Origin of the sequence: Kitasatospora cheerisanensis KCTC 2395, from assembly GCF_000696185.1 — a bacterium.
In the GTDB taxonomy this organism is placed as follows: Bacteria; Actinomycetota; Actinomycetes; order Streptomycetales; family Streptomycetaceae; genus Kitasatospora; species Kitasatospora cheerisanensis.
The window spans coordinates 879,758-904,314 of record NZ_KK853997.1 but is presented as its reverse complement, the minus strand read 5'-3'; the positions used below and the strand labels follow the sequence as shown (position 1 = coordinate 904,314).

The window sequence follows — 24,557 nt, the reverse complement described above, 5'->3', positions numbered from 1 at the left end:
CCTCGCAGGTCCGTCTCGGTGCCGCCCGAGTCCGCGACCGCCCCGCGCACCCAGAGCACCGCCCGGCGCACCGGCCCCGCCACCTGCGAGGTGTCGAAGGCCAGCAGCGCGCGCCGGGAGAAACCGGAGCCCGTGCTGTTGGTGTTCTTCACCGTCAGCACCCCCGCCGTCCCGTAGTTGGTGTCGGCGTACGAGCCGTCCCGCACGTAGGTGTCCTGCACCGGGGCGAGCAGCACCGCGCTCGCGGACGCGGCCGGGCCGGTGGCGCGCAGCGTCACCGTCCGGCTCGCGCCCTGGCTGCCGCCGAGCTCGGCCAGCAGCCGCACCGACGGGCCCGCCGAGAGCACCGTGACACCCGTGGCCGGGTCCGCCGACAGGTAGCCCGGCCGGTCCACCGTCACCTGCACCGTCGCCGCGGTGCGGGACGGGTCCGCCACCGAGACGCTCAGCGTGCCGCCGGACTCCCGCACCAGCACCGAGCACGGCGCCGACACGGTGATCGGACCGGCGCTGCCCGCCGCGAAGAAGTTCGCCGCCGTCACCCCCGAGGCCGAGTCCGAAACCGCCTGCACGGACGCCGAGTTGGCGAGCACCGTCACCGTCGGGGAGGCCGCGCGGGCCGCCGTCGCCGCCGCGTCCGCGCCCGGCAGCAGCAGGTACGCGTAGCCGGCGTTCGACGGGTCGGTGCCGTGGTCGAACCAGAGCGTCAGGTAGCGGCGGGTCAGCGCCTCCGTGGTACCGCCCGAGTTGACGTCGTGCCAACTGCCGGTCCGGGCCTCGCGCTTGGCCTGCACCGTCGCACCGCCCGGGAACACGTAGCCGCCGAACCCGGAGATCGCCATCGACCTCGCGCCGGTGAACTGCTGCGACCAGCCGAGCGTCACCGGCTGCGCCACCCCGTCCACCGTCAACGCGTGGGTGCCCGCCGCCCCCAGGTTGCGGTTCTCCACCACCGTCTCCACCGGGACGCCGTCCGCGCAGGAGATGCCCGCGCCCAGGCAGACCACCGAATCGTCCAGCAGGAACCAGGACTTCCAGCCCGACAGCGTCGACGACAGCCCGCGCACCGCCTGCCCGACCGCCGCGTAGGCGCCGTCGCTCGCCCCGCCCGCCCACACGCTGTCCGGGCGGGCCGCGCCCCACGCGCCGCCCGCCGCGTCCGCGAGCCGCTTCGTCGACACCGTCGTCCCCGGCAGCCGGTACGGGTCGACGGTCGGCCAGAAGGCGTCCGCGTACTGCCCGTTGCCGGTCGTCGCGTTCCACCAGGCCAGCAGGCCGTTGTTGGTGTGCCAGCCGCGCACGTTCTCGCCGTTGCCGGTCTCGTAGAAGGTGGTGCGCGCCGAGCACATCGACAGCGACACCGCCCAGCCCGGACGGCGCACCACCGCCCGGTCCATCGCGAACACCCGCGCCCCCACCGGCTCCGCCGCGGCCGCCGTCGCGCCGTCCGCCACCAGGGCCTGCGCGCGGGCCAGTTCGGGCACGTCCACGGCCGCGTCCGACAGGTACGGACGGTAGTAGTCGCGGGCGATCCAGCCCTTCACCGCCGCCCGCCACCGCGCCGACTGCGCGGCCGGCGCCGCGCCCGAGTCCGCCAGCCGCAGGATGTGCCCGATGATGGTGTGGCCGCGGCCGTGGTCGTCCTGCTGAAGGTGCAGCAGGTCCGAGACCTGAAGGCCCCGGCTGCTGGCCCGGCCCACCACCGCGTCCATCACCAGGCCGTTGAACAGGAACGGCGCGTACGCCGAGTCGACGGCGTCGAACACGTTCTGCCGCTGCGGATCCGTCACCTCCCAGGCCGACCCCGCCAGCAGCGCGAACAGCCGGCTCAGCCCGCTCAGCAGCACCTCGCCGTACGACCCGGTGTACGGCACCCAGGTGTGCTGCACGAACGAGCCGTCCGGGTACAGGCCGTCGCCCGTCAGCACGTACGGGAACACCGGCGACAGCGCCGCCGAGGCCGTCGCCAGCTTGGCCGCGCTCCGGCCGACCACGCCGCGCAGCGCGAGGACGCGGCACAGGTCGACGCGGTTCGCGCCGGTGCTGGTGCCGGAGTACGCCGCGACCCGGGAGTCCGGGACGGCGTGGTCCACGGCGGCCGTGTAGGCACCGATCTGAGCCGCCGTCAGCTGAGGGGCGATCAGCGTGCAGGTGTCGAGCAGCGCCTGCGGCGAACCGATCTGCCAGTCCCACCAGTTGTCGTACATGGTGGCCGTCGCCGTGTACGCGGAGGCGCAGAGCCGGTCCAGGCCCGCCGTGATCGCCGAGGCGAGGGTCGCGTCGCCGGTCAGTCCGGTGCCGGGCTGCGCCCAGGCGAGCGCCATGGTGCGCAGGCGCACGAAGCTGCCGGTGATGTTCGCGGACACCGTTCCCAGCGGCAGGTCCGGCCAGAGCGAGCCCGCCGTCGGGGCCATCGCCTGCTGCTGCGTCCGTGCGCGGTCGCCGAGGGCCCGCAGGGTGGTGGCGAAGGGCTCGGTGGCCGGGTCGAACCCCGTCCCGGTCAGCAGCGCCACCCAGCGCAGCCGGAGCGTCTCGTACGCGTCGGCGGTGGCCGCGCCGGCCGGGCCGGCGCCGCCCCGGCGACGGCCAGCGCGAGGGCGCCGGCCGCGCCGGCCTGGAGCAGGGTGCGGCGGGACAGGGCGGGGGGAGCGGGAAGGGACACGACGCCTCCGTGAGGGGAGTGGGGGAGGGCGGAGGAAAGCGCTTTCCGGGCCCTGACGGTAAGCGCTTTCCGGTCAGGCCGTCAACGGTTCGCCGCAGCATTTGGCAAGCGCTTTCCACCCCTCCGGCGTGCAGCTTTCCACTCCCGGCGGCGGTCCTCCGCCGGGAGGCGTCAGTGGCGGCCGCCGAGGGCGAACAGGAGGAGGACGAAGCCCGCGAACAGGTGGGTGCCGGCGATGTAGATCAGGGCGCGGATCAGCATGGCCTTGCGCTTGGTCTTCTCGTCGCGGACGGCGTTGCTCACGGGGACTCCCTCTCGGGGGCAGTGGGGCGAGGCGGGCGGTGGGGGCGGTGCGGGCAGTGCCGGTGACGGGGTGGACGGCCGGTTCGCCGCCGAGGCTGCGGGCCAGGTCGGCGAGGACGGTCGGGCCGCCGGTCCCGCCGGGGGAGGGGAGGCCGAGCAGGCCGCGGTGGCTGCCGTGGACGCCGACGTCCAGGTGCGCGGCGTCCACGGAGGGGACGGGGCGAAGCGGCCGGAGTGCGTCGCGGCGTGGCGGACGGTGCCGGCGGTCGGCTCGGTGACGGCGAGAACCGTGGCGTCGTGCGCGGTGGTGCGGGGGTGCACGCCCCAGGCGGTGAGGACGGTGGCGGCGAGGCGCCGGCGCCGCCCGGACCCATCGGACCCATCGGACCCACCGGACCCACCGGGCACAGGCGGGGAGTGCGGGTGGCGGCGGTGGCGCCGGTGGCCGGTCATCCGGGGGCGCCGGTCATGTCTGCACGGCAGCCGGGGTCATGGTGGCGGGGCGGTCGAGGTGGTGGCGGGCGTAGTCGATGGCGGCGGGCGTGGTGGCGAACACCCGGCCCTCCTGGCGGAGGCGGTCGAGGATGCCGAGCGCGTCCAGCGGGCGGTGGTGCTCGGAGCGCAGGCCGGAGACCAGGACCAGGGTTCCGCGGCGTTCGAGCCGGTCGATCGCGTCGCCGAGGACGACCGCGCCGCTGGCGTCGATCGCGCTGACCCGGGACATCCGCAGGATCGCGACCTTCACCTGGGCGGACTCGGTGAGTTCCAGCAGGAAGCGGTGGGCGGCGGCGAACAGCAGGGGGCCGTCGATGCGGTAGGCGACGATGTGCTCGGCGAGCAGCGCCTGTTCCTCGGTGTGGTGGTCGGCCGGCGGCAGTTCGTCGTGCAGCGGGACCTGCTCGACGCGGGCGGCGCGGGCGACCGTGGCGAGGGCGAGCACCCCGGAGACGAGCAGGCCGACGACCACGGCGGTGACCAGGTCGAAGGCCAGGGTGGCGCCCGCGGTGAGGAGGAGGACCGCGGCCTCGCCGCGGCCGGTGCGGGCGAGCGCCCGCAGCGAGCCGACCTCGACCATCCGCACGGCGGTGGCGATCAGCACGCCGGCGAGCGCGGCGAGCGGGATGCCGGCGACCAGCGGGGCGGCGGCGAAGACGATCACGGCGAGGATGCCGGCGTGTATCAGCGCGGCGAGGCGGGAGGCCGCGCCGGAGCGGACGTTGACCGCGGTGCGGGCGATCGCGCCGGTCGCGGCGACGCCGCCGAACAGCGGGGCGGCGAGGTTGGCCAGGCCCTGGCCGAACAGTTCCCGGTCGCTGTCGTGCCGCTCCGAGACGCTCATCGCGTCGGCGGCGGTCGCGGACATCAGCGACTCCAGCGCGGCGAGCGCGGCCACGGCGAGCGCCGAGGGCAGCAGGTGCGGCACGGCGGAGGCGTCGAGGAAGCCGAGCGAGGGCGCGGGGAGGCCGGAGGGCAGGTGCCCGATGGTCGCCACCGGCAGGTCGACGGCCTTGGCCAGCAGGGTCACGGCGGCGACGGCGATCAGCGAGAACGGGACGGCGGGCCGCAGCCGCACGCCGATCAGCATCACGGCGGCCACCCCGAGCGCGACGCCGACCGCCGCCCAATGCGGCTCGGAGGCGAACTCGCCGAGGGCCTTCACGGCGACCACGGCCGGGTTGTCGCCCTCGGGCTTGGCCACGCCGAGCGCGCCCGGCACCTGCTGGAGGCCGATCACCGCGGCGATGCCGACGGTGAACCCCTCCACCACCGGCACCGGTACGTACGCCATGAACCGGCCGGCCCGGGCCAGCGCGAGGCCGACCAGGACCACCCCGGCCAGCAGGCCGACCGTCAGCACCCCGCCGGTGCCGTACTGGTCGACGATCGGCACCAGGACGACGGTCATCGCGCCGGTCGGCCCGGAGACCTGGAGGTTCGAGCCGCCGAACACCGCGGCGAGCGCGCCGGCGACCACCGCGGTGGCCAGCCCGGCCTCCGCGCCGGCGCCGGAGGAGATCCCGAAGCCGAGGGCCAGCGGCAGGGCGACGATCGCGACGGTGAGGCCGGCGATCAGGTCCTTCCTGGGGGAGCGTCCCATGGTGGCCAGGGTCTGCCGGTTCGGCAGGACGGCTGCGAGTCGGTCCAGGACGGGGTTCACGACCGGTTTCCTTCGGTGACGGCGGGGCGGAGCTCGTCCAGCAGCCGTTCCTGCCCGCTGATCACCAGGTGGATGATCTGCCGGGCGGAGGCCAGCAGTTCCGCGACATCCGGGGTGGAGAGCGTGTAGACCACGGTGCTTCCCTCGCGGGTGGCGCTCACCAGGCCGGTGCGGCGCAGGACGGCGAGTTGCTGGGACAGGCTGGACGCTTCGATGTCGAGCAGGGCGAGCAGTTCGCGGACCGGCAGCGGGCCGGCCCGGAGCAGTTCGAGGACCCGGATGCGGACCGGGTGGCCGAGGGTGCGGAAGAAGTCCGCCTTGGCCTGGTAGAGCGGGACGGCCATCACCGGTCCTGGTCGGGGAGTTCGTCGGCGGCGTCCGGGGCGAGGTCGATGCCGTGCCGGTCGGCGATCCGCAGCAGTTCGGCGACCCGGCCCGCGAAGGCCTGGACGCCGTCCTCGTCCCCGGCGGCGGCGGCCTGCTGCTCGGCGCGGCGCGCCCGGACGAGCTGCTCGCGCAGTTCCTGGTCGAAGATGTCGGTCACAGTCGGCCCCCGGGGCGGTCGCGGTGCGAGGGACCTGGCGGCTGCCGATCCACCAGCAGAAATCATGTATGGACTTGAAGAATTTCGCAACTCGATGTTTCTGCATGTCGTGAAGTCGGCAGGCCGCAGGGCGGCGTGGGGCAGGTGGAAGCAGGGGGCGGGTGGAAGCAGGGGTCGGGTGCGTCAGGCCCGGGCCGGGCCGGCGGGGGTGCGCAGGCTGTCCAGCAGTTCCGCCTGGCCGGTGATCACGCCGCCGAGGATCTCGCGGGCCACCGTGAGGAGCTCCGCCACCTGCGGGCTGGTCAGGCTGTAGTGCACCGTGCTGCCCTCCCGGCGGGAGACCACCAGGTTGGCGCGGCGCAGCACCGCGAGCTGCTGGGACAGGTGCGCGGCCTCGACGCCGATCTCCGGCAGCAGCTCGGCGACCGCGTACTCGCGTTCGCTCAGGAGCTCCAGGACCCGGATGCGGACCGGGTGGCCGAGCGTCTTGAAGAACTCGGCCTTCACCTGGTACAGCGGCGCGCTGACCACGGAAGACGGACGCGGGGTGTCGACGCCCATGCCTCTCACCCCATCTCGTCGCATCTCCGGGCCCTGCCTCGCCACGACCTTAGCAATCGCGCCCGGCCGGCGCGGGCGGGCGCGATCCGCCCGCTGCGCGCAGGCGCCCGCCGCCGCCCGCGCCCGGGTGGTACGGGGCGGCGGCGGGCACGCGACGACCCCGCGACCACAGCGGGGAGGATCCGGGGCGGGCGCACCCCGCCCGCCGACGGCGCGGCCCGACGGCCCGGGTGCGCAGGCGCACCGCGGACCGCGTACGGACGGGCGGCGCCGCGAGCGGGCCGGTGGGACATGCGTCCCGGCTCCGGACCGTCACGTAGTTGCCAACATTAGCAACTGCTAAGGTCGACATGTTGCGGCCCGCCGGAAGCCGGCCCAGCAGGGCGGCCGCCCCGGAACCGACGCCGGGGCGGTCGCCTGTTCCCACCCGCGTGCCGGTCCGGCTCCGACGGCCGCCGGGTCCGGATCGCAGAGTGAGACGCACGTCGCACGACAACCTGCGAAGTTGCTAATATTCGCAACTGCGAGGGACAGGAGGCAGGGATGCGTATCTCACCGGACTGCCGCGCGGCAGCGACGCGGACATCGGACCGGCTGCCAGGGGGATCGTGCGCCCTGGTCGCAGGGCCGCGGTGCCGCCGCGCCGGGTCCGGGCAGCCCCGCCTCCGCCGCGCCGAGCGAGAACGGCGCGGCGCCCCCGCACTCACCGCCGCCCTGCGGCGCGGTCCCGAAGGGCGGCGGTGAGCATGCAGTGGGACTTCGAACGGCACGGCGAGGCCGGCGTGCTGCGCCTGTCCGGATTCCTCGGCGAGCGGTCGGCCCAGCGCTTCCAGGGCGCCTTCGACTGGGCGCTGGCACGCTGCACCGGCCCGGTGGTGATCGACATGTCCGCGCTGGCCGGGTGCTCCCGGGATGGCGAGGCCGCGATCGCCCACGCCGCCGGACGCCTCCCGGCCGGCCGCGGGCCGCTGCTGCTCTGCGGCCCCACCGCCGAGGTGGCCGACCTGCTGCACACCTGTGAGGCGCTGCACCTGGTGCGCGTCGTCCCGGACCTGGCGACGGCCCTGGCCGCCGGCGACGGACCTGCCTGAACGGCCCCGGCCGGCCCCGGAGTTCCGCCGCTGCCGCGTCCGATAGGCTGGCGAAATGAGTGAGAATCTTCCGGCTTGCCCCAAATGTTCCAGCGAGTTCACGTACGAGATGGACGCGCTGATGGTCTGCCCCGAGTGCGGCCACGAGTGGGTGCCCGCCGAGGCGGGCCAGGCCGGTGAGCAGGCGGGCGAACGGGTCGTCAAGGACGCGGTGGGCAACGTGCTGGCGGACGGCGACACCGTCACCGTCGTCAAGGCGCTCAAGGTCAAGGGCAGCCCGTCGGGCATCAAGGCCGGCACCAAGGTCCGCAACATCCGCCTGATCGACGGCGTGGACGGCCACGACATCGACTGCCGGATCGAGGGCTTCGGCGCCATGCAGCTCAAGTCCAGCGTGGTCAAGAAGGCCTGACCGCCCGTCACCCGCCCGCCCCGGGGCCGCGCCGCCGTCCCCGGGCACCGCGGGGCAGGGGCCGGCTCCCCGGGCGGGAAAAGCGGGTGAGCGCCCCCGGCGGCTGTGCCACCATGCGGCAGTGATCAACAACGACCCGATACCCGTCGTCGTCCCCGCCGGCCGGATGGCCGCCCTCGAACAGCCCGTGCTCGCCCTACCGTCGGGGCTGGAGCTGCGCCCCTGGCGGCCCGAGGACGCCGGCGCGCTCGCCGCCGCCGGGCAGGACCCGGGCATCCGGCAGTGGAACCGCTTCGCCGTCGCCTCCCCGGCGGACGCGGAGGGCCGGATCCGGCGGATGCACGAGCGCTGGCAGGCCGAGACGGCCGCGATCTGGGCCATCGCGCCGGCCGGCGGCGGTGAGGCGCAGGGCCTGATCGGCTGGGGCCACCTCGACCTGACGGAGGGCGCCGCCGAGATCGTCTACTGGCTGCTGCCCGCCGCCCGCGGCAGGGGCGCCGCCGTCGAGGCCACTCGCGCCGCGAGCCGCTGGGCGCTGGACGAACTCGGCCTGCACCGGCTCACGCTGTGCCACTCGGTGGCCAACCCCGCCTCCTGCCGGGTCGCCGCCAAGGCCGGATACACCCTGGAGGGCACCATGCGCAGCGCCCTGCTGCACGCCGACGGCTGGCACGACCAGCACCTGCACTCCCTGGTGGCCGACGACCGCTGACGCACCGTCACCCGCGGTGGGCCGAAGCGGCGACCACCGGAACGGACTGCGTGTCGCGGCCGCGCGACTCCGCGGCCCCGGGTGAGACTGCCGTGGGGCGCGACGCGCGGGTGCGTCGCGCCGGACAGAAGGGCGGCGGTCATGGCGCAGGGCTCCCACGAACGACGCGGGCCGACGGGCGACACCGGCGGCGCGGCCCTGCCCGGCGCCTCGATGTTCGCCGGGATCGGGCTGTCGGTCAGCGGAACCCTGAGCATCCTGCTGGGCGCGGCCGGCATCGCGCAGGACAGCCTGTTCTCCCCGTCCGGCCACTACGCCTACCAGTTCAACCTGACCTCCTGGGGCTGGATCCACCTGGTGATCGGCGTCTGGCTGTCCGTCGCCGGCATCGGCGTGCTGGCCGCCCGGTCCTGGGGCCGCTGGGCCGGCCTGACGGGCGCCGCGATCAGCCTGATCACCCAGTTCATGTTCATCCCCTACTACCCGCTGTGGTCGATCACCGTGATGACCGTCGACCTGCTCGTGCTCTGGGCGCTGGCCCGCTTCCAGGTCCGCCCCGCCTGACCGGTCCGGTCGACGCCACTCGTTGCGGCAGTCCGCGCGGGTGGCGTCGCGCTGCCCGGGGTCGCATGGTGGTGTGTGGGGGAGAAACGCCAGGTCAACGGGGATCCCGGAAGAGCTGACTGTTCGTCAGGGCCCCGTCGGGTAGGGTGCGTTCGGCCATTCCGGCGCGGCCCGTTCGGGGCGGCCCGGTGGAACGGACGGGGACGGAGCGGTAGTGATGCGGATCGGCATTCTCGGTACGGGCACGGTGGGGCAGACGCTCGGCAGCAAGCTGGTCGCGCTCGGTCACGAGGTGGTGCTCGGCTCGCGCAGCAAGGGCAACGCGGCCGCCGGCGACTGGGCCGACCGGAACGGCCCGCGCGCGCAGGCCGGCACCTTCGCGGAGGCCGCGGCCCACGGCGAGCTGGTCGTCAACGCGACCGGCGGCACCGTCGCGCTCTCCGCCGTGGAGCTGGCCGGCCCGGAGAACCTGGCCGGGAAGGTCCTGCTGGACGTCTGCAACCCGCTGGTGTTCTCGCCGACCGGCGAGCTGACCCTCGACCCGGTGAACGACGACAGCATCGGCGAGCAGCTCCAGCGCGCCCTGCCGCAGACCCGCGTGGTGAAGGCGCTGAACACCGTGAACGTCGCCGTGATGGTCGACCCCGACCGCGTGCCGGGCGAACACCAGCTGTTCATGGCCGGCGAGGACACGGAGGCCAAGGCGCAGGTCACGGCGCTGCTCGGCGAGTTCGGCTGGCCGGCCGGGCGGGTCCTCGACCTGGGCGGGATCGACGCCGCGCGCGGGCTGGAGATGATGATGCCGTTCTGGATGCGGCTGATGCGGCACTACGGGCACGCGGACTTCAACTACTCGATCCGCACCGCGAACTGAGCCCGGCCCGCGCCCCGGGCGGGGCCGAGGAACGCTTCCACGAGGACGAGAAGGAACGACCATGAGCAACCCCACCGAGCAGACCCCGCCCCCGTACCTCCCGCTGGACGAGGAGTGGGACAGCGCACTGGCGATCGTCGCGCACCCCGACGACATGGAGTACGGGGCGGCCGCCGCCGTCGCCCGCTGGACCGGGCAGGGCAAGCGCGTCAGCTACCTGATGGTGACCAGCGGCGAGGCCGGCATCGACGGCATGGAGCCGGCCCAGTGCCGGCCGGTACGCGAGCGCGAGCAGGTCGAGTCGGCCGCGGTGGTCGGCGTCGACACCGTCGAGTTCCTGGGCTACCCGGACGGCGTCGTGGAGTACGGGCTGCCGCTGCGCCGCGACCTGGCACGGGCGATCCGCCGGCACCGGCCGGACATCGTGATCACCACCAACTTCCGGGACACCTACGGCGGGGTGTTCCCCAACCAGGCCGACCACATCGCGGTCGGCCGGGCCGCGCTGGACGCGGTGCGGGACGCCGGCAACCGCTGGGTGTTCCGGGAGCTCACCGCGGAGGGGCACCAGCCGTGGAACGGCGTCCGGGAGGTCTGGGCGGCCGCCTCGCCCGACGGCCTGCACGCCGTGGACACCACCGAGACCTTCGCCGCCGGCGTCGCCTCGCTGGAGGCCCACCGCGCCTACCTGGACGGCCTCGGCGGGGAGATGGCCAACGCCGCCGAGTTCCTGGAGTCCATGGGCCGGACGGCCGGCAGCCGCCTGGGCACGGTGTTCGCCGCCTCGTTCGAGGTGATCAAGCTCCGCTGAGCCGCCCCGCCCCGTGGTCCCCCGCGCCGGGGACGGGGCGGCCCGCGCCGCGTGTTGACGGCGGGTCAGCGGTGGTCGCGGCCGTCGGCGGGGACGTCGTCGCCGTTGTCCTGGTGCGGGATCCGGCCGGCGGCGTCGTGCGGCGGGCGGCGGCGGTGCCGGACCAGGGCGCGGAAGGCGACCAGCGCGAGGACGGCGGCGACGGTGACCAGCAGCAGCACCTGGTAGCGGACCGCCTCGCGGTACAGCACGGTGACGTTGCTGCCCGCGAAGTAGCCGACCGCCGTCCAGACGCCCGCCCAGAGCGCGGCGCCGGCCGCGTTGGCGGCGAGGAAGCGCCGCGAGGGCATCCCGGTGGTGCCGGCGACCAGGCCGTTGGTCTGGCGCAGGCCGTCCACGAAGCGGGCGCCGGTGACCACCAGGGCGCCGCGGCGGCGGAAGAACGACTCGGCGCGGGCCATCCGTTCCGGGGTGAGGCGCAGGTAGCGGCCCCAGCGGTGGACGAACGCGAGGCCGCCGGTGCGGCCGAGCAGGTAGGCGAGGGTGTTACCGGCGAACGCGGCCAGGAACGCGACGGTCAGCACGACCGGCAGCGACAGCCGGCCCGCGCCCGCGTACACGGCGGCCAGCACCAGGATGGTCTGGCCGGGCACCGGGACCACGCAGTTGTCGAGGAAGACCAGCACCCCGACCGCCGGATAGCCGTAGTCGTCCAGCAGCGGGGCGAGATGGGCCAGTGGGCCCGGCAGGGGTGGGGGCAAGGCGGACCGCTCCTCCCACCGGGCCGTGGCCCGGGATCAGCGCTGTTCCTCGCCGAGCCGGTGCTCGACGACGCAGTCGGGGCCGGGGTACACGAGGCCGGCGTGGCCGTCCTCGAAGCGGACCAGGTACGGCGGTGCGCCGTCGGTGCCGCGCACCTCGACGATCTCTCCCTTGCGGTCGGTCATGCCGACCGACCTGCTGTACATGTGGACGTGGTCTCCCACTGTGGCTTGCATCGCTGCTCCTGCGGTTGGGCGGGACCGGTGGGCGGGACCGGTGGGACGGGGGCGAACCCCTGTCTCCACTGTGCGGCGGTGCTCCGGGCGGTGCAATGGCGGAACCGGTCAGCGCCACGGGCCGGGCCGCGCGGCGCGGGCCGGACGGCCGTGGGGCGCGGGCCGGTTCAGCTGCCGGCGGGCGGGGCGGCGAGGTAGCTGCGGACCAGGCGCTTGCACTCGGCGATCAGCTGCGGGTCGCCGTTCGGGTCGGCGCGGAAGGCGAGCTTGAGGACGGCGTCCGCGCACTCCATGGCGACCCGCAGCGCGAGCGCGTAGCCGGGGGCGGCGAACAGCTCGCCGCCGATGGCGCGCAGGCGCAGCGCGACGGCCGCGTTGTTGTCGAGTTCGGCGTCCAGCAGGTGCAGGTCGTCGACCTCGGCGGGGACGGTGTCGACCAGGCCGAAGTCGAGGTGGCCGAAGCCGGGCAGGCTGCGCTTCATCGCCACGAACTCCTCGACCGCGAGGTCGGTGAACTCGGCGACGCCGGGCCGGCCCGCGACGTCCACCCGGCGGGCCAGCGCGTCCAGGAAGAACGCCAGGTTGCGTTCGGCGAGGGCGGCGAGCAGGCCCTCCTTGCCGGAGAAGAACTGGTACAGGGTGCCGATCGGCACCTCGGCGCGGAGCGCGACCTCCTTGGTGGTCAGCCCGGCGGTGCCGACCTCGTCGAGCAGTCCCGCGCAGGCGTCCAGCAGCCGTTCGTACCGCTCCTGGCTGCGCTGCTGCACCGGGCGGCGGCGGGCGCCGGCCGCCGGGGCGCGGGAGGCGGGGCGGGGGCGGAGGGCTGCGCGGTCATGGCGGACACTCTGCCGCATCCGGTCGGGTCGCGGCGAATCCCCGTGCCGGGCCGGTCGGGCGGTGTGATTGGGTGGCCGTTCGACGACGGACGGGACCGCGGAGACGGGCCCGGAGCAGGTGCGGAGGTGGCGGGCGTGGACGGGCGGCCGGTGACGGTGCAGCGGGCCGGGCGGATCGAGGACGGCGCCTGCCGGCACCTGCTGGTGTGGCGGGCCGGACCGGGCTGGCGGATGGTCAGCTCCGGGGTGCTCGGCGGCGGCCTGGGCGAGCGGGAGTGGGTGCTCAACGCGCAGGTCCGGGCCGGCTACGGGCGGCTGGACCCGGACGCGCACCTGGCCGAACTCGCCGCCGCCCAGGGCCTGGTGGGCCCCGGCGTCGGCCTGATGACGGCCGCCGAGGTGGACGCCTGCACCTGGGCCGAGGACGGCGGCGTGACCGCCGTGGTCACCACCGGGATCGGCGTGCCGACCTGGGCCGCCGCGCCCGCCCCTGACGAGCCGTCAACTCCCGTGTACGTGCCCGGGACGATCAACGTGCTGGCGGTGGTGCCGGCGGCGGTGGCGGACGCCGGGCTGGTGAACCTGCTGGCGACGGCCACCGAGGCGAAGGTGCAGGCGCTGCTGGAGGCCGGCCGCGACTGCTCCGGCACCCCGTCGGACGCGGTCTGCGTGGCCGTCCGTTCGCCGGTGCCGGGCGAGCCGGTGGATCCGTTCGGCGGTCCGCGCTCGCACTGGGGCGCGCGGCTCGCGCGGGCGGTGCGGGCGGCGGTGTTCGAGGGCGCGGTGCTGGACCGCGAGCGCCGCGCCGAGTACGACGGCCCGCCGCTGCACCCGGCGACGGTCCCCGGCTGCGAGCTCGCCGACGCGCTGGGGTCCTGAGCGGGCGTCGGGTCTCAGATGCCCGGCAGCTCGTCCTGGTCGATGACGTAGACGCGGGTCTGCTCGGGCGCGTCGGCGCAGTGCCGGCCGAGCTTCTCCCAGCGCGACTCGGGCGCGTGCAACGGCCGGTGGCACCGCCGGCACCGGACGACCGGGGCGGGACGGCGCTCGACGGCCGTCCCGGGCAGCGGCGGTTCGGTGTGTTTCGGGTCGGTGCTCATCCCTCCAGTTCATCATTTCGTCCGCCCGGAGGTGCGACGGGGGCCCGGGAAGGGGCGAAATGTCGGCTCAGGTCAGCCGGTCGACGGAGTAGGTCCTGATCCAGGCGCCGAAGGAGGGGACCCGGGTGGCGACCCGCGGAGTGCGGTTCGCGCACCCCTCGCCGCCGAAGCTGACGATGCCGATCAGCTTCCCGGTCCGGGTGTCGACCAGCGGGCCGCCCGAATCCCCTTGGCACGTCCCGCCGTTGGTGGCGTCCGCGCAGAGCATGGCGGGTGTGATTCCGTTGCCGAAGTAGTTCCGGCACGTGGCGGTCGGTGCGATCGTCAGATTGACGTAGTGGAGGATGCTCGTCGAATCGCTGTCGTTCAGCAAGCCCCAGCCGGAGACGACGGCAGGGGTGTTGTCGTAGGTCGTGTCGTCCCAGGAGACCGCGACCGGGCCGACCGACTCGGAGAACGTCACGGGGGAGGGCAGGGTGATCAGGGCGATGTCGTCGGTCAGTTGGACGTTGTCGTAGCTCGCGTGCACGCGCCAGTTGCTCGGGGTGACCTTCACCACCTGGGGCTGAGGGAGCGTCGACACGTCTCGGGAGCCGAAGAAGAGTTCGGCGGCCGCTCTGCCGTAGAGGCAGTGGGCGGCCGTGAGCACGGTGCGCGGGCCGACCAGCGTCCCCCCGCACCGGTAGTTGTCGGCGTGCACGAAGACCGTGTACGTGAACCGGTGGTCGACCGGCCCCACCTCCTGTCCGCCGTAGATCGCCGAGGCGGAGGGCGCGGAGGCCAGGCCGGCGCCGCAGAGCGACACCAGCGCCGCGAGTCCTGCCACCGCCCGCCGCAGCCGGGATCCGTCCACGTTCCCGCTCTCCTTCGCCATGCACCGCTCCCGGGGACGACCGGACCGCGCAGGGCCGCGCGGCCACCACCAGGTGTACCCCATCGACTACCCACGGTCGCGTCAGGCCGGGCCGGGTCCTGACGGGGTGTCGGTAGGGTGGGCGCTTCGGTGCGACGGGGGAGACGGACATGGTGCGGGTGCTGCTGGCCGAGGACATGCACCTGGTGCGGGGCGCGCTGCGGGCGCTGCTGGCCGGGAGCGAGGGCATCGAGGTGGTGGCCGACACCGGGGACGGCGACCGGGTGGTGGCGGCGGCGCTCGCGCACCGGCCCGACGTGGCGGTGCTGGACGTCGACATGCCCGGGACGGACGGGATCACCAACGCGGCGGTGCTGCGGGAGCGGCTGCCCGGCTGCGGGGTGCTGATCCTGACGGCGCATCGGCGGCCGGAGGTGCTGCGGGCGGCGCTGGCCGCCGGCGCGACCGGGTTCATGCCGAAGGACGCGCCGCCGGAGCGGCTCGCGGAGGCGATCCGGACGGTCGCGGCCGGCGGGACGGCGATCGACGCCGGGATCGCGGCGCGGGCGCTCACCGCACCGCCCAGCCCGCTCACCGAGCGGGAGACGCAGGCGCTCGCGCTGGCGGCGGACGGCTGCGAGCCGCGGGAGATCGCCAAACGCCTGCACCTCTCGGCCGGCACCGTCCGCAACTACCTGGCAGCCGCGCAGGTCAAGCTCGACGCCCGGACCCGCCTGGACGCCGTCCGCCTCGCCCGCGAGTCCGGCTGGCTCCCGGCCGGCCCGGTGGCCAGGGGCTGACGGCTCGTCAGGAACGCGGAGAAGTGGAGGACGCGCAGGTGCTGCTGGTGGCCGAGATGGTGTGTTCCGGGCAGAGGACGCGGCCGGGCGGGACGCGGGGCCCGAACGGCCCTAGCGGGCGTCCGGGGTTTGTCACGGTTGTCCCAAGCCCTCTCCCGTGCGGTGGCGCGGGGCGTTAGGTTGCGGCACGCAGGTTTCCCGCGCCGGGAGGACGAGCCGTGGCCATTGAACTGCCCAGTGAAGTAGTGGAGTTCCTGTCGTTCATCGGGATCAACTGGCCGACGGTGAACGAGGACAAGGTACGCGAGTTCGCGTCCCATGTGCGGGAGTTCGCGCAGAACGTGGAGTCGGTGCACCAGCAGTCGACGTCGACGATCCAGCAGTTGGGGCAGGCGTACGAGGGGGCGTCGTACGAGGCGTTGCTGGCGAAGTGGGCGTCGCTGTCGGACAGTCATCTGAACGAGTTGGTGCAGGCGTGCCATGTGGTGGCCGAGGCGCTGGACGTCGCGGCGGACGTGATCGTGGCGATGAAGGTGGAGACGATCGGTGAGCTGATCGCGTTGGCGGCGGCGTTCGTGGCGGACCAGGCGGCGGCGGTGGCGACGTTCGGTGCGGCGGAGGCGGCGGTGATCCTGATCGAGGAGACCGCGAAGCGTCTGATCAATTATCTGGAACAGCAGTTGGAGCAGTACATCATCGCGCAGGTGGTGGAGGCGGCGATCGGTCCGCTGGTGGACACGGTGGCGAACGCGGTGCAGGGGATGGTGTTCCAGGCGGCGGAGGCCGCGCTGGGGGTGTCGTCCGGTGGCGGGGGCGGGTCGGGGTTCCGGATCGATCCGGACGCGTTGGACGAGCACGCGCGGATGATGCACGAGCAGGCGGACGCGGTGGCGGGGCACGCGCAGGCGTTCCAGTCGAAGATCGCGGGGGTGAGCTTCGAGTGAGCAACCAGATCGTCAAGGCGCTGGAGCACGGGGCGGCGAAGCTCGGCAAGACGCTGGCGGAGGACGCCGGGAAGGCGTTGAAGAACCTCTACCGGCACGCGGGCGACAACCTGAAGAAGGTCGCGAAGAACGTCCGGGAGATCGAGGAGAAGCACGTCAAGGATCTGGAGAAGATCCTGAAGGGCGAGGGCAAGGGCGGTGTCCCGCACCCCCGTTCGGGCAACGGCGGGCGCGGCGGCAAGGGCGGCCCGCTCGGACGCGGCGGGCGGCGCGGACAGTCCGTGGACGGCAACATCGGGTGCCGCACCGCGGGCGACCCGGTGGACGTGGTGTCCGGTCAAGTGATCACCGCCGAAAGGGACTTGACGCTGGCGGGGCTGCTGCCGGTGGTGCTGCGCCGGTCCTACGCCTCGGGATACGTCGGCGGGCGGCTGTTCGGGCAGGGCTGGGCCTCGACCCTCGACCAGCGGGTGGAGATCGACGCGAGCGGCGTGCACTTCGCCGGCGACGACGCGCAGATCCTGCACTACCCGCTGCCGCCCAGCCTCGGCGCCACCGTCCGCCCCGACGCCGGCGCGGACTGGCCGCTGCACTGGGACGCCGACGGCGGCTTCCGGATCGAGGACCCGGACACCGGACTCACCCGGCACTTCGCCCCGCCGGCCGGCAACCCCGGCACCGCCTACCGGATCGGCGAAGTCCGCCCCGTCTCGGCGATCACCGACCGCAACGGGCACCGCATCGGCTTCCTGCACGACGAGCAGGGCGCGCCCCGGGAGCTCGTCCACAGCTGCGGCTACCGCGTCGCCGTCGACACCGTCCCCTCCGCCGACGGCCCCCGGATCGAGGAGATCCGGCTGCTCGACGGCACCCGGCAGGGCCGCGGCACCACCGTCACCGGCTACCAGTACTACCCGGACGGCAACCTGGCCGGCGTCGTCAACTCCTCCGGCCTGCCGTACGTGTACGAGTACGACGAGGCCGGGCGGATGACCGCCTGGATCGACCGCAACGGCCACTCCTACGAGTACACCTACGACGAGGAGGGCCGGGCCGTCGCCGGCACCGGCGAGGACGGCCTGCTCGCCGCCACCTTCCAGTACGACCCGGCCGGCCGCGTCACCCTCAGCACCGACAGCCTCGGCCACACCACCGCCTACCACTACGACGAACAGCACCGCGTCACCCGCGTCGTCGACCCGCTCGGCCACACCACCAGCACCGAGTACGACCCGCGCGGACGCGTCCTCGCCCGCACCGACGAACTCGGCCGCACCACCCGCTTCGAGCTCGACCGGCACGGCGACCCGATCCGGATGACCGCCCCGGACGGCAGCGAACTCACGCTGCTCCACACCGAGTTGCGGCAGATCGCGGCGATCGGCAGCAACGGCCGGACGATCGCCGAGTTCGCCTACGACCCGGCGGGCAACCTGCTGCGCCGCACCGACGCCGCCGGGGCCGTCACCGTCCACGGCTACGACGAGCAGGGGCGGCTGCGGTCCGTCACCGACCCGCTCGGGCAGACCCACCTGATCGAGACCGACCCGGCCGGGCTGATCACCAAGGTCACCGACGCGCTCGGGCAGACCGCCACCGTCGAGTACGACGCGTTCGGCCGGGTGATCGCCACCACCGACCCGCTCGGCGGCACCACCCGGTACACCCGCCGCGTCGAGGGCGAGATCACCGAACGCCGCCGCCCCGACGGCACCGTGGAGACCTGGGCCTTCGACGCCGAGGGCAACGCCACCGAGCAGCGCGACCCCTCCGGCGCCGTGCAGCGCTTCGAGACCGGCCCGTTCGGACGGATCCGCCGCCAGGTGCTGGCCGACGGAGAGGTGCAAGTCTTCGGCTACGACACCGAGTTGCGGCTCACCTCGGTCGCCACCGGGGACGCCGTGTGGCAGTACCGCTACGACAAGGCCGGCCACCTGGTCGGCGAACGCGACTTCAACGGGCGCGCCCTCGCCTACCGCAAGGACGGCGCCGACCAGTTGCTCGCCACCACCGACCGGGCCGGCCGCACCACCGCCTTCGCCTACGACCTGCTCGGCCGGCTCACCGAACGCCGCGACCACGACGGCACCACCACCGCCCTGACGTACGACCAGGACGGCCACCTCGCCGCGATGACCGACGGCCGCTCCACCGTCCGCTGGACCCACGACGCCGCCGGACGCGTCCTCTCCGAGGACGTCGACGGCCGCACCACCCGCTACAGCTACGACCTGCTCGGCCGCCGCACCAGCCGCACCACGCCCACCGGCCTGGTCTCCACCTGGACCTGGGACGCCGGCAACCAGCCCGTCCGGCTCGCCGGCACGCTGGAGACCCTGACGTTCAGTCACGACCCGGGCGGCCGCGAGACCACCAGCTACATCGGCGCCGGCGCGGCCCTCACCCAGAGCTGGGACGGCGCCGACCGCCTCGTCGGCCAGTCCGTCTGGGCCCGCAGCGAGACCGGCGTCTACACCGGCCTGCGCGAACGCACCTACCGCTACCGGGCCGACGGCATGCCCGAGACCATCACCGACTCGCTGCGCGGCACCCGCACCCTGACCCTCACCCCCGCCGGCCGGGTCACCGAGGTCCGCGCCGAGAACTGGCGCGAGCGCTACACCTACGACACCCTCGGCAACATCACCCACGCCCACGACAGCCGCCGCCCGCAGGACGCCACCGCCGGCGAACGCGCCTACACCGGCTCGCTGCTGCGCACCGCCGGCCGCACCAGCTACGACTACGACGACCACGGCCGGCTCACCCGCCGCACCGTGCGCACGCTGTCCGGGCAGCGCCGCGAATGGCACTACCAGTGGGACGGCCAGGACCGGCTGGTGCGCCTGGAATCCCCCGAGGGCCGCTGGGCGTACGGCTACGACGCGCTCGGCCGCCGCACCTCCAAGCACCGCCTCGCCGACGACGGGCAGCCCCGGACCGACGCCGAGCAGACCTGGTTCAGCTGGGACGGCACCCAACTCGCCGAGCAGCGCACCCAGTTGCCCGGCGGCACCGAACGCACCGTCAGCTGGGACTGGGAACCCGGCAGTTGGCGGGCCGTCGCACAGAGCGAACGGCTCGCCGCCGCCGACGGCACCCTGATCGAGCAGCAGTTCCACGCCATCGTCACCGACCTGGTCGACGCCCCCAGCGAACTCGTCAGCCCCGACGGGCGGATCACCTGGAGCGCCGACACCACCCTGTGGGGACGCCGGCTGAAGCACGCCGACGGCGGCCCGGACTGCCCGCTCGGGCGGCCCGGCCAGTACCACGACGAGGAATCCGGCCTCGAGTACAACTACTTCCGGTACTACGACCCCGCGACCGGCCGCTACCTCAGCACCGACCCGCTCGGCCAGGAGGCCGGCGTCAACCCGCACGGCTACGTGCCCAACCCGCTGTACTGGACCGACCCGCTGGGCCTGGCGAAGCAGCCCTCCGGCTGGGGCGGCTGGTACAACAAGCTCAAGCCCGCCAACTGGACCGACGGCAGCGACAACACCGCCTACGAGATCAACCACATCCCGGCGAAGGCCACCTACTTGGGCCTGGGCACCCCGGACCTGAAGGAGTCCAGCGGCCCGTCGATCCGGATGGAGTACGACGACCACCGCAACTTCATCTCCACCGGCTCCTCCGCCGCGAGCGACCGGTGGCGCGCCAAGCAGAGCAGCCTGATCCAGGCCGGCAAGTTCGACGAGGCGATGAAGATGGACATCGACGAGATCCGGCGGGTGCACGGCACCAAGTACGACGCCGCGATCAAGGAGATGGTCGACTCGCTGCCCGACAACAAGAAATTCCAGAAGTTCCTGTCCGGCAACGGCTGGAGCATCCGCAGCTGCCTCCTAAAATGACGTCCATGGCGCCCATGGACATCACCCTCGACCCGCCCCGGGGCATCACCGGCTTCCTCCTCGGCATGCCCGCCGAGGAGGTCAAGGCGGCCGCCGCCGCCCTCGGGCGGGTCACGGTGCAGGACGACGGCCTGGCAGGCGAGTTCGCCTACATGAAGGTCACCGCCCTGCACCCGCAGTTCGAGATCGTCTTCCACCTGGAGGACGGCCGGACGCTGACCGCCGCCGAGGTGTGGACGCCGCGCCCCGGCGAGGACGCGATCACCGTCCGGTACGGCGGACTCGACGTCTTCACCACCCCCGCCCGGCAACTCCTCGACCGGCTGCGCGCCGACGGACACGCCGTCATCGACAAGACCCAGTACGCGTACGTGCCGGACCTGCCGCTCGGCTTCACCCGCACCGCCGGGCACGAGGTGCCGCTGGACGGCGACGGCGAGCCGCTGTACTTCCAGGCGGTGCTGGTGGCGGGCGCCGGCTACTACGACTACATGCGGTAGGGCTTCTCCGTCTCCTCGTTCTCCTCCTCCTGGCGGGGCGTCAGATGACGGTGGGGGCGGCCGGATCGTCGCGCAGCACGCGCAGGCCCCGGCACTCCCAGGAGATCCGGCGCACCTCCGGGCGGGGCCGCAGGTGGCCCCACTGGCCGGCCGTCACCGACAGGTTGACGATGATCCAGGCCCGCCAGGCGGCGCCGACGCCCCGGCCGTCCGCGTGCACCTCGCGGCCGTCGATCGACCAGCGCACCGAGTCGGCGCCGAAGCGGCAGGCGATGGTGAACCAGGTGCCCGGGGTGATCAGCCCGTCCAGGTAGGCCGGGTTGCCCGGGTTGACGTGGTTGCTCAGCTCCAGCATCCGCGGATGGTCGGCGTGGTACTCGAACACGTCCACCTCGCCGTGCCCCGGCTGGGGACGGCCCGCCGAGGCGTCCCGCCCCCACGTCCAGATCGCCGGCCAGGTGCCCTGAGTGGCCGTCAGCAGGCACTGCGCCTCCAGCACGTCCTCCGGCCGGAGTTCGAAGCCGCCCCGGGTGTTCTCGGTGGTCACCAGCGGCGTCCGCCAACTGAACGGGTCCTCCCGGACCGCGGCGAACACCTGGCCCTCCGGGCCGTAGCCGCGCACCAGGTGGTCGAGCTTGTTGTCACCGGAGTTGCGGCCGCTGGACGGGTACGCGGACGAGACGCCGGCCGCCCACTGGGAGGTGTCGGAGAAGGGCGCGTCGAAGACCACGACCTGGCCGGAGGGGACGGGAGCGGCGCCCGGGACGGGCGTGCCCCGGCGGGCCTGCCCGAGGTGGTGGAGCCGCCGTCGGCGCTGTCGTTCGGAGGGATCACTTCGGTCACCGGACACTCTCCCGGGTCGTGCGATTGGTTCATCAGGGGGCATTCCCGGCAAAAACCTTCCCCGACCGCCCGCCCCACCGGCGCACGGAGGTGCGCACCCCGGCGAAGGGGCGTGCGGGGGCGTGCGGGCCGGCTGTGGCACAGTGGCGCGATGAAGACGATCGGCCTGCTCGGCGGCATGAGCTGGGAATCCACGGCGGAGTACTACCGGCTGCTCAACGAGCTCACCCGGGAACGGCTCGGCGGCCTGCACTCCGCGAAGTGCGTGCTGCACTCCGTGGACTTCGCCGAGGTCGAACACCTCCAGACGACCGGCCAGTGGCAGGCCGCGGGCGAACTCCTCGCGGACGCCGCCCGGTCCGTCGAGGCGGCCGGCGCGGACCTGCTGCTGATCTGCACCAACACCATGCACAAGGTCGCCGACCAGGTCGCCGCCGCGGTCGGCATCCCGCTGCTGCACCTGGCCGACGCGACCGCGGAAGCCGTGCTGGCGGCCGGAGTTCGCCGGGTCGGGCTGCTCGGCACCGCGTTCACCATGGAGCAGGACTTCTACCGCGAGCGGCTGGCGGGCCACGGACTGGAGGTGCTGGTGCCCGACGCGGCCGGGCGGGAGCTGGTACACCGGGTGATCTACCAGGAGCTGTGCGTCGGCGTGGTCCGCGAGGAGTCCCGCGACGCCTACCGGGAGGTCATCGCTCGCCTGGTGGCGGCGGGCGCGCAGGGAGTGATCCTGGGCTGCACGGAGATCGAGCTGCTGATCGGCGTGGCGGACAGCCCGGTGCCGGTCTTCCCCACCACCCGGATCCACGCCTCGGCGGCGGTCGCCGCCGCGCTCTGAACACGCCTGCGGGATCAGGGAGTTCGGGCGGCGCTGATCAGGGCATTCGGGTCGCGCCGGATCGGGGAGTTCGGGCGGCCGGTAGCGGGGCGAGGTCGAGCGTCAGGGTCCAGCTGTCCGGGCCGGTGGCGGCGGTGCTGAGGTCGGCGTGGTGGGCGGCGGCCCGGGCGGTCAGGTTCGGGGTGCCCCGGCCCGGGGTGTGCGGGCCCGGGTGGGGGCGGTCGTTGGTGAGGCGCAGGCCGGCCGGGCCGAGGTCGAGCGCGCACTCGGTGGCCCGGCTGTGGCGCAGCACGTTGGTGACGCCCTCGCGCAGCACGGCCGCGAGCAGCGGACGGGCCGCCGCCGGAGTGCTCTCCGCCGAGCCGGTGCGCCGGAGCGTGATGCCGGCTGCGGACAACAGCGCCTCGGCGGAGGCGAGTTCGCGGTCCAGGTCGAGCTCGGCGCCGTCCGCCGGGACGGCCCGCAGCTCCGCGAGGGTGCGCTCGGCGAGCGCGGCGGCCCGCGGCAGGTGCCCGGCGGCGGGCTCGCGGACGGCGAGTTCGGCCGTGACGGCGACGGCGGTCAGGCCCGAGCCGAGCAGGTCGTGGACGTCCCGGGCGATCCGCCGCCGCTCCCGGGCGACCGCCAGCTCGGCCAGCGCACGGCGGGCCTCGCGGACCCGGTCCACCAGCGTGGTGAGCAGCGCCAGGCCGTAGCAGACCAGCGCGATGGTGACCACGTCGACCGCTGCCGCGCCGCTCACCGTCCCCGCCGCGAGCACCGCCGCACCGAACGCGGGCCATCCGGCCGCCGGCGGCAGCAGCACCAGCGCGGACGCCGCCGCGAACGCGAGCAGTTGCGGGTGCGGGCCGTCCGGCCCGAACAGCACCGCGACCGCGAGGACGCACTGCAGCGCCCAGGTGGCGAGGTACCCGCTCGGGCGGACGCCCGGCGGACGGGGGAGCGAGTGCCGGACCTGAAGGGCCGTCACCGTGGCCAATGCGGCGAGAGCGGACGTCAATTGGAGTGCGGGCAGGCCGAGTTCGGTGAGGTAGACGACGCCGACGGCCAGGTAGCCGAGATGGGCGGCGATCAGGACCGGCAGCACCACGGCCGGCATCGGGCCGTCCGGCGGGCTGCTCGGGCGCGGCGGTTCCGGCGCGGCCCGCACCCGCGCGGCGGCCCGGCGGGCGGTGGCGGCGACACCCGCCGCGTCCCCGTTCGCGGCGAGCCGCAGCACGGCCGCGAGCGGCACCCCGATCGCGGCGTGCAGGTCGCGGGCCGCGCGCTGCCGCTCCTGCGCGACCTGCGCGGACGCCAACCGGCCGCGGGCGGCGTGCAGTTCGGCGTACAGGTGGAACAGGCGGGTCAGCGCGAAGACGGTCAGGCCCTGGGCGAGCGCGTTGCCCGCGCCGTTCGCCGCCCGGAAGCCGCCGTCCCCGGCGAGGGCCGCGGCGCCCAGCACGACCAGGGCGAACAGCACCCAGCGCACCCGGCAGCGGACCAGCAGCAGCACCGAGGCGGCCGCGAAGCCCGGCACGCCGGACCAGGAGGCGAGCAGCAGTTGGGCCGCCAGCGTCCACGCCCCGCGCAGCCGGGTCGTCCACGGCAGGCAGTGCACCGCCTGCACCGCGAGCGCGAGCAGCGCGGCCGGCCCGGGCCACCACCCGCCGTCCGCCGGCGCGGCCATCCCGAACATCGCCCCCAGCAGCACCAGCGACAGCACCACCGGACCGGGCAGGCCCTCGTCCTGGTCCACGTTTCCCCCGAGCACGGGGCCATTGTGCCGGGTGGCGGGGTGAGGCGACGCCAGGGGAGGGACGGTGGAGCGGCGGGCGGCGGGCGGCGGGTGGCGGGTGGCGGGTGGCGGGTGGCCGGTTCGGCGGAATGGCGGGGGTCGGCGGCGGGCCGCGGCCGGATGGGCGGCGACAGGGCCTACCATCCGAATCCGTGAGCACACAGGAGACCTTCGACTTCCCCGAGGACCTCGTCGCGGCGCAGCGCGCCCTGGAGGCGGCCCGGGCCGCGCGGGCGGAGTTCCTCGCTTCCGTTCCGGTGTGGACGGAACCCCAGCCGGAGATGGTGCTGAAGGACGGCGTGGTGCCGGGCGGCGAGGGGTGGAGCGAGGAGCAGAAGGCGGAGAACCGGCAGTTGCTGGAGGCCGAGCAGCAGGCCTCGCACGCCGTGTCGACGCACCCGTTCTGGGAGGCGCTGCGGGACGAGGACCACGAGCGGGCCCGCACCGAACTGGAGCGCCTCGGCGCGGGCTGACCTGCGGGCGCGGATGTGCAGAATGCATGCCGACGGGTGCGCC

Annotated in this window: 26 protein-coding genes; 13 read left to right on the top strand and 13 right to left on the bottom strand. The window is 74.4% G+C overall.

Translation table 11 applies throughout. The features are described from left to right. The 6 genes from KCH_RS03965 to KCH_RS03945 all read right to left on the bottom strand — a co-directional run. Positions 1 to 2,513 (bottom strand): polysaccharide lyase family 8 super-sandwich domain-containing protein (locus KCH_RS03965; RefSeq protein ID WP_063750113.1); only part of this gene is annotated, 2,513 nt, incomplete at its 3' end. A 320-nt stretch (positions 2,514 to 2,833) separates the two neighbouring features. Beyond that, a complete protein-coding gene (locus tag KCH_RS43900; protein ID WP_244305136.1) occupies positions 2,834 to 2,965 on the bottom strand; it encodes a DUF6126 family protein in 132 nt (43 codons plus the stop codon). Positions 2,966 to 3,431: 466 nt separating this feature from the next. After that, positions 3,432 to 5,063 carry a SulP family inorganic anion transporter gene (locus KCH_RS03960; protein ID WP_084224148.1) on the bottom strand — a complete coding sequence of 544 codons (1,632 nt, stop codon included), beginning with the start codon at positions 5,061 to 5,063 and terminating at the stop codon, positions 3,432 to 3,434. A 56-nt stretch (positions 5,064 to 5,119) separates the two neighbouring features. After that, positions 5,120 to 5,467, bottom strand: a complete 348-nt coding sequence (locus tag KCH_RS03955; RefSeq protein WP_035859026.1) for an ArsR/SmtB family transcription factor — start codon at positions 5,465 to 5,467, stop codon at positions 5,120 to 5,122. Next, entirely contained in the window at positions 5,467 to 5,667 is a 201-nt protein-coding gene (locus KCH_RS03950; RefSeq protein WP_035859023.1) for a hypothetical protein, read from the bottom strand. The genes KCH_RS03955 and KCH_RS03950 overlap by 1 nt, the downstream gene beginning before the upstream one ends. Positions 5,668 to 5,850: 183 nt before the next feature. Beyond that, positions 5,851 to 6,228 carry an ArsR/SmtB family transcription factor gene (locus KCH_RS03945; RefSeq protein ID WP_035859021.1) on the bottom strand — a complete coding sequence of 126 codons (378 nt, stop codon included), beginning with the start codon at positions 6,226 to 6,228 and terminating at the stop codon, positions 5,851 to 5,853. 746 nt (positions 6,229 to 6,974) lie between these two features. On the opposite strand from KCH_RS03945, the gene KCH_RS03940 reads away from it, so the two are divergent. The 6 genes from KCH_RS03940 (at position 6,975) to KCH_RS03915 (ending at position 10,692) form a co-directional block, all read left to right on the top strand. After that, complete coding sequence (locus KCH_RS03940) at positions 6,975 to 7,319, top strand: STAS domain-containing protein (RefSeq protein ID WP_035859020.1); 345 nt, start codon at positions 6,975 to 6,977, stop codon at positions 7,317 to 7,319. A gap of 55 nt (positions 7,320 to 7,374) precedes the next feature. Further along, positions 7,375 to 7,731, top strand: coding sequence for a zinc ribbon domain-containing protein YjdM (locus tag KCH_RS03935; protein WP_035859016.1), 357 nt, complete (start codon positions 7,375 to 7,377; stop codon positions 7,729 to 7,731). Positions 7,732 to 7,897: 166 nt separating this feature from the next. After that, positions 7,898 to 8,443 carry a GNAT family N-acetyltransferase gene (locus KCH_RS03930; protein ID WP_208866034.1) on the top strand — a complete coding sequence of 182 codons (546 nt, stop codon included), beginning with the start codon at positions 7,898 to 7,900 and terminating at the stop codon, positions 8,441 to 8,443. Between the two features lie 141 nt (positions 8,444 to 8,584). Beyond that, a complete protein-coding gene (locus KCH_RS03925; protein ID WP_244305134.1) occupies positions 8,585 to 9,007 on the top strand; it encodes a DUF7144 family membrane protein in 423 nt (140 codons plus the stop codon). Positions 9,008 to 9,224: 217 nt separating this feature from the next. Beyond that, the gene (locus KCH_RS03920) at positions 9,225 to 9,881 is read left to right on the top strand and encodes an NADPH-dependent F420 reductase (RefSeq protein ID WP_035859010.1); all 657 of its coding nucleotides are present in this window, start codon (positions 9,225 to 9,227) and stop codon (positions 9,879 to 9,881) included. 61 nt (positions 9,882 to 9,942) lie between these two features. Next, positions 9,943 to 10,692, top strand: coding sequence for a PIG-L deacetylase family protein (locus KCH_RS03915; protein WP_035859007.1), 750 nt, complete (start codon positions 9,943 to 9,945; stop codon positions 10,690 to 10,692). Positions 10,693 to 10,757: 65 nt separating this feature from the next. On the opposite strand, the gene KCH_RS03910 is transcribed toward KCH_RS03915, so the two are convergent. The 3 genes from KCH_RS03910 to KCH_RS03905 form a co-directional block, all read right to left on the bottom strand. Continuing rightward, entirely contained in the window at positions 10,758 to 11,453 is a 696-nt protein-coding gene (locus tag KCH_RS03910; protein ID WP_035859004.1) for a DedA family protein, read from the bottom strand. Positions 11,454 to 11,489: 36 nt separating this feature from the next. Then, a complete protein-coding gene (locus KCH_RS39105) occupies positions 11,490 to 11,690 on the bottom strand; it encodes a DUF1918 domain-containing protein (RefSeq protein WP_084223219.1) in 201 nt (66 codons plus the stop codon). 167 nt (positions 11,691 to 11,857) lie between these two features. Beyond that, entirely contained in the window at positions 11,858 to 12,544 is a 687-nt protein-coding gene (locus tag KCH_RS03905) for a TetR/AcrR family transcriptional regulator (RefSeq protein ID WP_084223217.1), read from the bottom strand. Positions 12,545 to 12,661: 117 nt separating this feature from the next. Between KCH_RS03905 and KCH_RS03900 the strand changes: the two genes are divergently transcribed. Beyond that, positions 12,662 to 13,405: an adenosylcobinamide amidohydrolase gene (locus KCH_RS03900; protein WP_244305133.1), complete on the top strand. Its 744-nt coding sequence runs from the start codon at positions 12,662 to 12,664 to the stop codon at positions 13,403 to 13,405. Positions 13,406 to 13,419: 14 nt separating this feature from the next. Here KCH_RS03900 and KCH_RS03895 read toward each other — a convergent pair whose 3' ends face one another. Then, positions 13,420 to 13,626 (bottom strand): DUF6011 domain-containing protein, encoded by a 207-nt coding sequence (locus KCH_RS03895; RefSeq protein WP_035859001.1) that lies wholly within the window; start codon positions 13,624 to 13,626, stop codon positions 13,420 to 13,422. Positions 13,627 to 13,693: 67 nt separating this feature from the next. Beyond that, entirely contained in the window at positions 13,694 to 14,500 is an 807-nt protein-coding gene (locus KCH_RS03890; protein WP_035858998.1) for a serine protease, read from the bottom strand. A 149-nt stretch (positions 14,501 to 14,649) separates the two neighbouring features. Between KCH_RS03890 and KCH_RS03885 the strand changes: the two genes are divergently transcribed. The 4 genes from KCH_RS03885 to KCH_RS03870 all read left to right on the top strand — a co-directional run bounded on the left by KCH_RS03885 (position 14,650) and on the right by KCH_RS03870 (position 20,583). Continuing rightward, positions 14,650 to 15,279, top strand: coding sequence for a response regulator transcription factor (locus tag KCH_RS03885; protein WP_035858995.1), 630 nt, complete (start codon positions 14,650 to 14,652; stop codon positions 15,277 to 15,279). A 218-nt stretch (positions 15,280 to 15,497) separates the two neighbouring features. Further along, positions 15,498 to 16,223 carry a WXG100 family type VII secretion target gene (locus KCH_RS03880; RefSeq protein WP_035858993.1) on the top strand — a complete coding sequence of 242 codons (726 nt, stop codon included), beginning with the start codon at positions 15,498 to 15,500 and terminating at the stop codon, positions 16,221 to 16,223. Then, positions 16,220 to 20,083, top strand: coding sequence for an RHS repeat-associated core domain-containing protein (locus tag KCH_RS03875; protein WP_051652707.1), 3,864 nt, complete (start codon positions 16,220 to 16,222; stop codon positions 20,081 to 20,083). Before KCH_RS03880 ends, KCH_RS03875 begins: the two co-directional genes overlap by 4 nt. Before the next feature lie 5 nt (positions 20,084 to 20,088). Next, positions 20,089 to 20,583, top strand: coding sequence for a hypothetical protein (locus KCH_RS03870; RefSeq protein WP_244305131.1), 495 nt, complete (start codon positions 20,089 to 20,091; stop codon positions 20,581 to 20,583). A gap of 40 nt (positions 20,584 to 20,623) precedes the next feature. Here the strand turns inward: KCH_RS03870 and KCH_RS03865 are convergent, their stop codons facing one another. Beyond that, the gene (locus KCH_RS03865; RefSeq protein ID WP_035858990.1) at positions 20,624 to 21,313 is read right to left on the bottom strand and encodes a LamG domain-containing protein; all 690 of its coding nucleotides are present in this window, start codon (positions 21,311 to 21,313) and stop codon (positions 20,624 to 20,626) included. 264 nt (positions 21,314 to 21,577) lie between these two features. Between KCH_RS03865 and KCH_RS03860 the strand changes: the two genes are divergently transcribed. Next, entirely contained in the window at positions 21,578 to 22,264 is a 687-nt protein-coding gene (locus KCH_RS03860; protein WP_035870687.1) for an aspartate/glutamate racemase family protein, read from the top strand. A gap of 37 nt (positions 22,265 to 22,301) precedes the next feature. Here the strand turns inward: KCH_RS03860 and KCH_RS03855 are convergent, their stop codons facing one another. Further along, positions 22,302 to 24,017, bottom strand: a complete 1,716-nt coding sequence (locus tag KCH_RS03855; protein WP_167573992.1) for a sensor histidine kinase — start codon at positions 24,015 to 24,017, stop codon at positions 22,302 to 22,304. A gap of 176 nt (positions 24,018 to 24,193) precedes the next feature. Here KCH_RS03855 and KCH_RS42240 point away from each other — a divergent pair, with 176 nt between their 5' ends. After that, positions 24,194 to 24,514: a hypothetical protein gene (locus KCH_RS42240; RefSeq protein ID WP_035858985.1), complete on the top strand. Its 321-nt coding sequence runs from the start codon at positions 24,194 to 24,196 to the stop codon at positions 24,512 to 24,514. The last annotated feature ends 43 nt before the right edge of the window (positions 24,515 to 24,557 follow it).